The sequence below is a fragment of the Pelagibacterium lentulum genome, from assembly GCF_003992625.1.
Taxonomy (GTDB): domain Bacteria; phylum Pseudomonadota; class Alphaproteobacteria; order Rhizobiales; family Devosiaceae; genus Pelagibacterium; species Pelagibacterium lentulum.
On the sequence record NZ_RZMW01000029.1, the window covers coordinates 145,298 to 155,939 of the forward strand.

At 58.3% G+C, this 10,642-nt stretch carries 9 protein-coding genes; 1 reads left to right on the forward strand and 8 read right to left on the reverse strand.

Translation table 11 applies throughout. From position 1 onward, the window contains the following. Window positions 1-4: 4 nt before the first annotated feature. From amaB to EO133_RS07950, 3 genes are all read right to left on the reverse strand, one after another. Window positions 5-1,501 (reverse strand): L-piperidine-6-carboxylate dehydrogenase, encoded by a 1,497-nt coding sequence (amaB, locus tag EO133_RS07940; protein WP_127072111.1) that lies wholly within the window; start codon window positions 1,499-1,501, stop codon window positions 5-7. A gap of 97 nt (window positions 1,502-1,598) precedes the next feature. Beyond that, the gene (locus tag EO133_RS07945) at window positions 1,599-2,873 is read right to left on the reverse strand and encodes a glycerate kinase type-2 family protein (protein ID WP_127072112.1); all 1,275 of its coding nucleotides are present in this window, start codon (window positions 2,871-2,873) and stop codon (window positions 1,599-1,601) included. A 104-nt stretch (window positions 2,874-2,977) separates the two neighbouring features. After that, on the reverse strand, window positions 2,978-3,343 hold the full coding sequence (locus tag EO133_RS07950) for a TraR/DksA family transcriptional regulator (RefSeq protein ID WP_244640818.1): 366 nt from the start codon (window positions 3,341-3,343) through the stop codon (window positions 2,978-2,980). Between the two features lie 145 nt (window positions 3,344-3,488). Here EO133_RS07950 and EO133_RS07955 point away from each other — a divergent pair, with 145 nt between their 5' ends. Further along, complete coding sequence (locus EO133_RS07955; protein ID WP_127072113.1) at window positions 3,489-5,171, forward strand: thiamine pyrophosphate-binding protein; 1,683 nt, start codon at window positions 3,489-3,491, stop codon at window positions 5,169-5,171. Here EO133_RS07955 and soxZ read toward each other — a convergent pair. The 5 genes from soxZ to EO133_RS07980 all read right to left on the reverse strand — a co-directional run bounded on the left by soxZ (window position 5,168) and on the right by EO133_RS07980 (window position 10,562). Continuing rightward, entirely contained in the window at window positions 5,168-5,980 is an 813-nt protein-coding gene (gene soxZ / locus EO133_RS07960) for a thiosulfate oxidation carrier complex protein SoxZ (protein WP_164734928.1), read from the reverse strand. The genes EO133_RS07955 and soxZ overlap by 4 nt on opposite strands. 52 nt (window positions 5,981-6,032) lie before the next feature. After that, window positions 6,033-7,091: a YeeE/YedE family protein gene (locus EO133_RS07965; protein WP_127072115.1), complete on the reverse strand. Its 1,059-nt coding sequence runs from the start codon at window positions 7,089-7,091 to the stop codon at window positions 6,033-6,035. Between the two features lie 19 nt (window positions 7,092-7,110). Continuing rightward, the gene (locus tag EO133_RS07970; RefSeq protein WP_188681912.1) at window positions 7,111-8,406 is read right to left on the reverse strand and encodes an NAD(P)/FAD-dependent oxidoreductase; all 1,296 of its coding nucleotides are present in this window, start codon (window positions 8,404-8,406) and stop codon (window positions 7,111-7,113) included. Between the two features lie 14 nt (window positions 8,407-8,420). Then, window positions 8,421-8,738 carry a c-type cytochrome gene (locus EO133_RS07975; RefSeq protein WP_127072116.1) on the reverse strand — a complete coding sequence of 106 codons (318 nt, stop codon included), beginning with the start codon at window positions 8,736-8,738 and terminating at the stop codon, window positions 8,421-8,423. A gap of 201 nt (window positions 8,739-8,939) precedes the next feature. Next, window positions 8,940-10,562 (reverse strand): Na/Pi cotransporter family protein, encoded by a 1,623-nt coding sequence (locus EO133_RS07980; RefSeq protein WP_244640819.1) that lies wholly within the window; start codon window positions 10,560-10,562, stop codon window positions 8,940-8,942. Window positions 10,563-10,642: the final 80 nt, after the last annotated feature.

A 10,642-nucleotide genomic window follows, 5' to 3' on the forward strand; every position in this document is an offset into this window, starting at 1 on the left:
TCTGTCAGATGTCGAATTTTATACCCTGCGCCAGTGGGAGGGCGGACGAATAATTGACCGTATTTGTCTGGCGTCGCATGTAGGATTTCCAGACATCCGACCCGCTTTCGCGCCCGCCACCTGTATCCTTTTCGCCGCCGAACGCGCCACCGATTTCTGCTCCCGATGGACCGATATTCACATTGGCGATGCCACAGTCCGATCCTGCAGCGGAAAGGAAGGTCTCGGTTTCCCGAACATCGGTTGAAAAGATGCAGCTCGAGAGGCCCTGCGGCACGTCGTTTTGCAACGTTATTGCTTCATCTAGCGTTTCGTAGGTCATCACATAAAGGATCGGCGCAAAGGTCTCTTCACGCACAATGGCGGTCTGCCCCGGCATTTCGACAATCGCCGGTTTGACATATTGCCCGCCTGACACGCCATCGGCCTTTTCGCCGCCCGTAACCGTCCCACCCTGCGCCTTGGCCGCATCGAGCGCTTTGCCCATGGCGATAAAGGCACCCTCATCGATCAACGGGCCCACCAGAACGCCATCTTCAAGGGGATTGCCGATTGGCAGGTTGGCATAAGCCGCCTTGAGCCGCTCGACCAGAACATCACGCACGTCCTTATGCACGATCAGACGGCGGAGGCTTGTGCATCGCTGCCCGCAGGTCCCCACCGCGGAAAACACAATCGCACGAACCGCGTTTTCAAGGTCCGCAGATGGCGCGACGATCATGGCGTTATTGCCGCCAAGCTCAAGGATTGAGCGACCAAAGCGCTCCGCAACCACTGGCGCCACCGCGCGACCCATCCGGGTTGAACCTGTGGCGGAAATTATGGGTACGCTGCGCGATTTGGTCAGCGTCTCGCCAACATCAGCCATCCCGATTGCGACTTGCAGCAAGCCTTCCGGGGCATCGCTGCCAAAGCGCGCCACTGCCTTTTCCCATATCTTCTGAGTAGCCAACGCGCAAAGCGGTGTTTTTTCCGACGGCTTCCAGATCACCGGATCACCGCAAACGATCGCGAGTGCGAAATTCCACGCGAACGGTGCTACCGGGAAGTTAAAGGCCGTGATCACTCCGCATGTCCCCATCGGATGCCATGTCTCGCGCATGGAATGACCGGGACGCTCCGAAGCAATGGTGAGGCCGAACAATTGCCGCGACTGACCGACTGCCAGATCGCAAATGTCGATCATCTCCTGAACTTCGCCCAAACCTTCCTGCAGGATTTTGCCGCATTCGAGCGTCACAAGCGCGCCGAGCTCCGCCTTGGCATTGCGCAATTCTTCACCGAACAGGCGAATCAACTCGCCCCGGCGCGGCGCAGGCACCAACTTCCATTTGGCAAATGCCTTTGTCGCCTTGGCGATCATCGCTTCGACATCGCTGACCGAATGCGTTCTGACCTGCGCGATGGTGGTGCCATCGATCGGCGTTTGAACCTCCAGCGCCCCGCCCTCAAGCTGTGCCGAGGTCAAAAGGGCATCGCTCAATATATGATCGTAACGCATAGTGGCTCCCACATTTATGTTGTGAAAGCCACCATAGTCAGAGCAGGAAAACGGGCAAAGCAAAGATTGCTGATAGGGCTATGACAAACGTGAATGATCAGCGCGTAACCAGGATGGCCCGAAAGTCGTTGACATTGGTGCCTGTCGGGCCCGTTGTCAGCAAATCGCCAATCACCTCGAATGCCGAATAAGCATCATGGCCGAGCAGCATCGCTTTGGGATCGAGCCCTTCGGCGCGCATACGCGCAATGGTTTGCCCGTCGATAAAGGCCCCGGCATTATCTTCGGACCCGTCGATACCATCGGTATCGGCTGCCAGCGCCTCGATATTGCCAAAGCCTTCGATCTCATGGGCAAGCGCCAGCAGGAATTCGCTGTTGCGGCCGCCACGTCCGAAACGCCCATTGCGCAGCGTAACGGTTGTTTCGCCGCCCGATAACACAACGCATGGAGCTTGGAATGGACGGTTGCGTGTCGCGATCTCACGCGCCAAAGCGCCGTGCATCTTGGCGATCTCAGCGGATTCTCCTTCGATGGCATCTGAAAGGATATGCGCGGACAGCCCCAACTGCTCGGCCTTGGCCGCCGCGGCATCCAGCGACACGCCTGCCGAAGCGATTACATGCACGTGGTTGCGGGCGAAAACCGCGTCGTCAGGATCAGGTGCGCTCGCTGCATCGGACTGCAAATGCGCCATTACCGATGGAGGCAATTGTATCTGGTACTGGCTGATAATGGCCAACGCATCGGCCACCGATCCCGTACTGGGTACAGTCGGGCCTGACGCCACCATTGCAGGATCGTCGCCTGCCACGTCGGAAACAACGAGACTGACGACCTGCGCAGGCGCCGCTGCCGCGGCCAGGCGCCCGCCCTTGATCGCTGAAACATGCTTGCGGACAATGTTCATCGCCGTGATTGGCGCGCCCGATTCAAGCAAGGCCTTGTTGACAGTTACCTCGTCATCAAATGTCAGCGTGCCGCCCGGCGCCGACAGCAGCGCAGAACCGCCACCGGAAATCAGAGCGACCACCAGATCGTCTTCGGTCAGCCCTCGGACCTGATCGAGCAGCGCCCGTGAGGCGTCCAAGCCGGCTCTGTCAGGCACGGGATGGGCGGCGTGGATTACCTTGATGCGCTGCGCCGTCGAGGGTGTGCCGTGCCGGTCAACGACGACCCCTTGGATAGGACCATCCCAGACCGCCTCAAAAGCCGCGGCCATTTGCGCCGCCGCCTTGCCTGCACCAACCACAATGGTCCGGCCTTTCGGCTTTTGCGGCAAATGCGCCTTGATGGCCGCCAGCGGATCGGCAGCCTCCACCGCAGCATCAAACAGGGCGCGCAACAGTTCGCGCGGTGCCAGATCGGTCATGTTCTTGATTGCCTCCAGTCCCAGTCTGCACAAGTGCATGCGCAGAATCTGCGTAAAGTTAAAACCCTTGGCTCGGCTTTCGCAAGCCCGGCCAAGCTCTTATCTCAACGCTCGCCCATCTGGGCGCATTGAATGCAAAGCGTAACCGCAGGATCGGCCTTAAGCCGGCCAAGGGCAATCGGCTCGCCGCAATCGACGCAGTAGCCATACTCGTCCTCCTCAAAGCGGCCAAGCGCGGCCTGCAACGCCACCTTGCGGGCGGCACGCCGTCGTTCAGAAGCCTGGGCGATTTCCTGTGCGGCCATCGCATCCATGCGCGACAAGCGCCCTACGCTTTGCTGATCGAGCGCTACGGGCGCTCGATCAGCCTCGGTGCCGGACGACTGCTCTGCAAGCTCCTCCAGTTCCGCTTTAATGCGGGAAATGAACTCTGGCCGTAAAGCCTCCATGTCATGTTCGTTCTGTGCCATGCCCCCCTCTTCCACAACGCCGCGACGCAGGACTATTGCAAGAATGATCTGCGAGCATCACACAAATAACATAATGGCGGACGGCGTTGAACTCGGGCACAGGTAATGCTCAATACACGGGTGGAACAAGGGAGTGGGAACCTAAATGACTCAGAGCCAAGGGCCGCGCACTGGCGGGCAAATCCTTATCGATCAGCTTGCTGTGCAAGGCACAGAGCACGTCTTTTGCGTGCCTGGCGAGAGTTATCTGGCCGCGCTGGATGCACTCCATGATTCGGATATCGCCATCACGATATGCCGTCAGGAAGGCGGCGCAGCCATGATGGCCGAAGCGGCTGGCAAGCTCACCGGCAGGCCCGGAATATGCTTTGTCACCCGTGGCCCCGGCGCGACCAATGCAGCCCATGGCGTTCATATCGCCAAGCAGGATTCCACACCGATGATCCTTTTTGTCGGGCAGGTCGCGCGCGATATGCGAGAACGTGAGGCGTTTCAGGAGTTGGACTATCGCGCTGTTTTCGGTTCGATGACCAAATGGACGACCGAGATCGACGATCCAGTCCGGATTCCAGAAACAATTTCGCGCGCGTTCCACATTGCCATGTCCGGGCGCCCCGGTCCGGTCGTCATCGCATTGCCCGAGGACATGCTCACCGAGTTGGCCCTGTGCGAGGATGCGCGCCGGGTTCATGTGCCGGACAGCGCCGCTCCTGAATCGGCAGTTGCACAAACGCTCGATGCGCTGGCAAAGGCAAAACGCCCGCTGATCGTTTTGGGTGGCTCACGATGGGACACTCATTCGGTCGCTGATATGCACGCATTGGCCGAAAGGCTTGACGTTCCGATCGCTGTCTCATTCAGGCGGCAGATGCTGTTTGACGCCAGCCATACTCATTTTGCCGGCGATCTCGCGCTTTCCACGAACCCGGCTCTGCTCGATTACGCCAAATCAAGTGATCTGATTGTCCTGCTTGGAGGCAGGATGTCCGAGATTGCCAGCCAGAGCTATACGCTGCTCGGTATTCCAAATGCGGGCAAAGTGCTTGTTCACGTTCATCCCGGCGCGGAAGAATTGGGACGGGTCTATCAACCCGACATTGCGATCAATTGCGCCCCTGGCGCCTTCGTTTCTGCAATGCTGAAACATGATGGTCCGGCTGCCCTCAATCGCAGCGCCGATGTCGAACGCCTGCATACGGCTTATCTGGATTGGTCAACGCCCAAGCCGCGACACAGCGAACGTGTCGATATGAACCATGTGATGACGGTATTGCGCGACAAGCTGCCAGCGGATGCCATAATGGCCAATGGCGCGGGCAATTACGCCACTTGGCTGCATCGTTTCCACCGTTTCACACGTTATGGCACCCAGCTTGCGCCCACTTCGGGCAGCATGGGGTATGGCGTTCCGGCAGCGGTAGCGGCGGCGCGTATTGAGCGCGGCAGGACGGTTATTGCGTTCGCGGGAGACGGGTGCTTTCTGATGAACGGGCAGGAATTTGCCACCGCCGTGCAATATGACCTGCCGCTTGTCGTTCTCGTCATCGACAACGGCATGTACGGCACGATCCGCATGCACCAGGAACGGGAATATCCCGGCCGCGTTGTGGGCACAGACCTTAAAAATCCTGACTTCTCCGCTTACGCAAAGGCCTTTGGCGGGCATGGAGAAAGAGTCGAGCGCTCCGCCGATTTCGCCCCGGCGCTGGAGCGTGCGATTGCATCGGGCAAGCCCGCCATCATCCATTGCATCATCGATCCACAAGCCCTGACCATCGACCGTACGCTCGATGACATCCGAGCCAATGCGCTGCTGCAGAAAAATTAGCTTACCGAAATCTCGGCACTTGCCTGAGCGCTTTCGCCTGTGTCTTCGGTCCATATAAGTTCAAGCGTGCCGCCTGCCTGCGGTGCGATATGGAACTTAATATAGGGATTGGTCGCGACTGAGCGGTTCAGGTCGGCGCTGAATACCGGCTCGCCATTCAGCGTTGCTTCAAAGCGTTCGATCAGACGCATGGGAACCATATCGCCCGAAGCATCCGTGCGCAGCCCGCTTTCCTGCGGGTGATTGATGATGGTCAGCACTTCGCCGATATCGCCAGTGGCCAGCACTTCGGGCGCCCGCACGCGCGTCTGAAACTCATTGGCGGTATCGTAGGTGTCAGCGTCGGTTAAGCAACCGGAGGTCGTCACCCGAACTTCCTGCTCGCCAACCAGCACTGCTCCGCTTGAGAGCTTGGCGAGTGCGATAACTGTCTGGGTTTCGTTGAGACGAATGCGGGTTTCGACCGCTGGCCGACCGCTCAGCGGCGTAAAATGATATGTAGCGATTTCGGGATAGGGATTGCCCGGCGCGAAAAGATGGATCGATTCCACAAATTCGCCGTCGGCCATTGGCCTATCGACCGACAGATTGACCTGTACCGAAGCGCCGTTTTCAGACACTAGCGGCAAATCCAGCACCATGCCCTGCGCGATTGGGTCTGCTCCATCGAGCACTGCCAGCACTTCATCGACCCGCTGCCATGTGCCGGTATTTGCGACGGCGCCGAGAGGGCTGAGGCTGAACACAGCGGCGGCACCGCCGAGAACCAGAGCGGAACGGCGCGAAAGGCCTGCGGTCGAATTCGTCATGATATTGGCTTTCATAGTCATGGCCTCGATATAGTAAAGGCTCCGGCGCACCTCAAGGTTGCGGTGCTGGCAGCCGGACGGGACCGCGAAGCGCCATTGCCGCCCCAGCCAGTATTCCCGCAATCGCAACAAATGAGGTGAGGGCCAATGTGGAGAGGCCCGTAAGGCCCTGCCCTATCGAGCAGCCTAGCGCCAACGCCCCGCCACAGCCCATCAGCGCGCCGCCGAGCATATAGCGGATCATTGAGCGGGGGCGGGTGAAACCCTCGATTTTGGCGGTGCGGGTGAGCAGAGCGCTCGCAAGTGCTCCCAGGAACACGCCGATCACAATTGCGACACCGAAGGAAAGCCGCGTGCCGGTTGCAAGCATTGCGTATTGGATCGCATCACCAATAGGCGCGATAAAGGTGAACGATGCCAAAGGCGTCGGATCGAAATCGTCATAGCCGAGAATGCCCGTTACATACCATCCAGCAGGGATCAGAATGCCAATGACGATACCGCTGGAAAGCGCCTTGGGATCGGCGCGAAACGCTGCGCTTTTCAGCGCGAACGCGGCAAGACCGCCAGAGACAAGAGCCACCAGCACCCAGCGCGCGATATTTGCGTCAACACCGAGCGCGCCGATCAGCCCCGGCAGATTGGCAGGACTAACACCAACGCCAGTGCTGGAAGCCGCGTTTCCTGCCACACGCAAGGGCGCGATGAGCCCGGTCAGCGTCATGCCTGCCGCAAGCCCAAGGCACACAAGCACGAGAAACGAGCGCAGATTGCCTTGCCCCAAAAGAACCAGCGAACGTGCTCCGCAGCCGTTGGACATGACCATCCCGTAACCGAAAAGCGCCCCACCCAGCACCACCATGGGTATCGAGAATGTGCCTTGCACATATAGCGACTGGGTTAGTGACATTGGCGTCAAGGCATCAAGCATCTGACTGCCGAGGATCGCAACAGCACCGGCCAAGGCGAAAGCGCGAATCTTGCGTCCATCGCCCTCGACCCACCAGCCACGCAACCCGCTCATCAGGCAAAAGCCGGTCAATTGTCCGCAAATGCCAAAGGCGAGGCCGATAATCAGCCCCGCCCAAAGCACGAGTTCACCAGTTGTCATCGCTTGGCTTTCCTATCGGTTATGCTGGCGATGACCCCCAGGTATCCTGGGTAATCGCGTCATACCAGCCAACCGCATAAATCGCTTCCCTGCGGCGGAAGTCCTCATCAGCATCGGCCGGGCTGACACCGCCCGAGCCTTCAAGCGTGGTAATTGCACCATCCTCAACCCGATAGACCGCCGCAACCGAAATACCATATTCCGGTCCGATCAGGCTGTAGCAGGTGTTGGCCCAGGACGGCGTGCCAACATCTTCGCCCGCAAACGATGCCACGATTGCGGCCGCGGCGACCTTGCCTTGAGCATTGGCCGAAAAGCCGGATTTGGGCATTGGCGCTGCCACCGTTGCATCCCCAACCACATAGATATCGTCAACAAGCTGACTCTCAAAGGTGTCCGGCTTGATCGGCACCCATCCACCTTCGTTGGTGACGCCTGCGGCATCGGCAATCGCACCGGCCTTTTGGGGCGGCACAATATTGATCACATCGCCACGGTGAATTTCACCGAAGGCGGTTTCCACTTCCATGGCCTCGGGGTCGACACGGATCACCTCCCCGTCATTGGACAGGCTCACCCATTCGATCATGTCGCCATAGAGCGCATCCCAACCGGCCTGGAACAGCCCCTGCTTGGAAAACGCATCCTTGGAATCAAGCAGCAATATCTTGGAATTGGGCTTATTGTTCTTGAAGTAGTTTGCGATCATCGAGACCCGCTCATAGGGGCCGGGTGGACACCGGAACGGATCGGGTGGCGAGGAAAGGATGAAGGTGCCACCATCGTCCATCGCTTCAAGCTGGCTTTTCAGAAGCTGGGTCTGAGGACCTGCTTTCCAGGCATGTGGAATGATTTCCGCGGCCGCCTCGTCATAACCTTCGATCGCCCCCCAGCGCATATCGACACCAGGCGAGAGCAACAATTTGTCATATTCGATCACGTCACCTGAAGCGAGCGTAACGGTGTGGGCATCGCCGTCCACCCCTTCAGCCCAGCCGGTAACAAGGTTCACACCATACACATCAGTCAATTCATCGAAACTGTGGCCAATCGATTCAAATTCACGCAACCCGCCAAGATAAAGGTTGGAGAACGGGCAGGTATAAAACCGGCCCGACGCCTCGATCAGTGTGACATCGATATTGGGATTGGCGCGCTTGATATATTTAGCGGCTGTTGCGCCACCAAACCCACCACCCACAATCACCACGCGACCGGCAGCGCCTTGCGCGCGGCCAATCGAAGGCAACGAAAGAACGGGCGTTGCCAGCGCAACGGCACCCATCGATTTCAGGATTGAGCGTCTGTTAATCATCTCGCATCCCCTTCTTACGGCTCGATTTCGGAAAAATAGTGGGCGAGAACCTCAAGCTCTTCATCGGTATAGCCGCGCGCAAGCCGGGTCATGACCGTCGCGCCGGGAATTTCACCGGCCTTGAACGCGTTGAGCTGAGCGATCAGCACAGCATAGGGCTGGCCGGCAATCGAGGGAATCGAACCAGGGGATACCCCATCGGTTCCATGACAGCTCGCACAAGGACCGGCGAGCAATGCGCCATTGTCCTGAGCTTGCGCCACTCCGGAAAATGCAGAGATGGCCAGCGTCGCGGCCATAAGGCCGGTGGCCATCAAACGGGATTTTCGCATGTTATCGTCCCTCCTCCCTTTCATAAAAGGGCAATTTGCCCCCTTTGTTCGTTTGAAAAACAAGGTGCCATATTTTGCGTACAAATGACTAGTGCCAAACAGGAAGTGTTGTTTCGCCAAACGGCTGAAAGCGCAAACGAAATGCCATGAACCTTCAAAGCCGGGCAAGCCCATGCTCATCGAGTGCCCGGTGTCGTACCGCTACTCGTCGGGTGTCGACTTGAGCCGTGACTCTCGCAAGACTCCCATGTCGTCGAGAATGGGATAAGCTACTGAAATCAGATGCGCATTAACGCGCTTGAGATCGCGCAATATATCCAGATGCAAACCTGACGTTTCAATGGTCTCGGTCTTGTGGGCACGCAGGCGTTCCAGATGGCGCTCCGCCGATTCCGCTTCCATCCGACGAACCTCAACCTTGCAACCGACAAGTTTGCGCGCGAGATCGGTATCTCTGGTCAAAAACACGCTCTGGGACATCTGAAGAACCTCCAGTGTGCGACTGTAAAATTCGACGATCTCCGCAAGACCCTCTTCGGAAAACGTCAATCTGCGCTTGGACTTTTTCGCGGCCAGATCCGAAAGACCGCTATCGATGATGTCGCCGATATGCTCCAGATTGACCGCATAGGACATGATCTCGGTCGCACGCTGCATATCCTGGTCGTCCAGCCCTTCCCGGCCAAGCCTTGCTAGATAAGTCTTGATCGCGAACTGAACCTTGTCGATTTCATCCTCGATAGCAGCCAGTTCGCTGCGCAAGGCAGGATCGGAGCTATGCAGCGCTTTCAGGCTGCCTTCGAGCATATCGCGCACCATGTCGCCCAGTCGCAACGTCTCCCGCGCTGCTGCGCTAAGGGCAATGGCAGGTGAGCTTAAAGCGCTTTCGTCGAGATAGCGCGGGCCTTTAACGGTATCTTCCACGCTCGGCATCAGCTTTGCAACGAGCCTGGTAATGGGACCAAGAAGCGGCAGCGCGACAATCAGGAGAACAAGCGAAAATCCTATATGGGCCGATAGTGCGAGATGGCCTGTGTCAGGCCAGATATTAGAAAATAGGGGCGCCACGTACCCCGCAACTATTGTCAAGGCGACCGCCCCGATCAACCGAATGGCCAGATTGGTCAGCGCCAACCGCCGCGCCTCCACGCCCTCTTTCATGACTGCAAGATAGGGCGGAATTGCACCGCCGAGATTTGCGCCAGCGACAAGGACCAGTGCCAAAGCTGGCGGGATGATGTCGGCCTGCCCCAACAGCACGACAAAAAGTACGATTGCCAGGCTGGACGAGGCCATGAACGCCATGCCCGTTGCAAAAAGCAGCGCAAAGACCGGTGCTTGATCGAGGCTGGAAAGCAGGAAGACAACGACCTCGGACTCGCGGACAGGCTCTGTTGCGTTGCCCAACAAGCTGAGGGCCAGCAGCATAAGCCCGAGCCCCAGAATTGCCCGCCCGACACCCTTGCCCATGGCGTAGTTGCTGCGGGAAAAGACCACAACTCCCGTCAAAATGAGCAGTGGAGACAGCCAACTCAGATCGAGCGAGAGGATCAATGCGGTCAGACTTGTGCCCACATTGGCACCCAGCATGATGGCTTGAGCCATTATTCCGCTGAGCAGATCGCGAGCAGCGAACGATGCGGTGATCACCGCAGTCGCCGTGCTCGATTGCACAGCAAGCGTGGCCAGGAGACCCACAAGCACTGCCGAAAACCGGTTGGACGTGCTCCGCCCAATCCAATAGCGCAATTGCGTTCCGAACGCCCGGAGCATACCGGTCTTGATAAGCCGCAGCCCCCACAGCAGCAGCGCACCGGCACCCAATAACTCCAGCAAAATCAAAGTTGAGGCGATTTTTGTCCCTCCAGAGAACTGTTCTTGTTTCTTTTGTCTCGAGGTTTGCA

Bases quoted from the DNA above. Each gene is read 5' to 3' on its own strand.
- amaB (WP_127072111.1), bottom strand. From the start codon at position 1,501: ATGCGTTACGATCATATATTGAGCGATGCCCTTTTGACCTCGGCACAG.
- EO133_RS07970 (WP_188681912.1), bottom strand. From the start codon at position 8,406: ATGATTAACAGACGCTCAATCCTGAAATCGATGGGTGCCGTTGCGCTG.
- EO133_RS07975 (WP_127072116.1), bottom strand. From the start codon at position 8,738: ATGCGAAAATCCCGTTTGATGGCCACCGGCCTTATGGCCGCGACGCTG.
- EO133_RS07955 (WP_127072113.1), top strand. From the start codon at position 3,489: ATGACTCAGAGCCAAGGGCCGCGCACTGGCGGGCAAATCCTTATCGAT.
- soxZ (WP_164734928.1), bottom strand. From the start codon at position 5,980: ATGACGAATTCGACCGCAGGCCTTTCGCGCCGTTCCGCTCTGGTTCTC.
- EO133_RS07965 (WP_127072115.1), bottom strand. From the start codon at position 7,091: ATGACAACTGGTGAACTCGTGCTTTGGGCGGGGCTGATTATCGGCCTC.
- EO133_RS07945 (WP_127072112.1), bottom strand. From the start codon at position 2,873: ATGACCGATCTGGCACCGCGCGAACTGTTGCGCGCCCTGTTTGATGCT.
- EO133_RS07950 (WP_244640818.1), bottom strand. From the start codon at position 3,343: ATGGCACAGAACGAACATGACATGGAGGCTTTACGGCCAGAGTTCATT.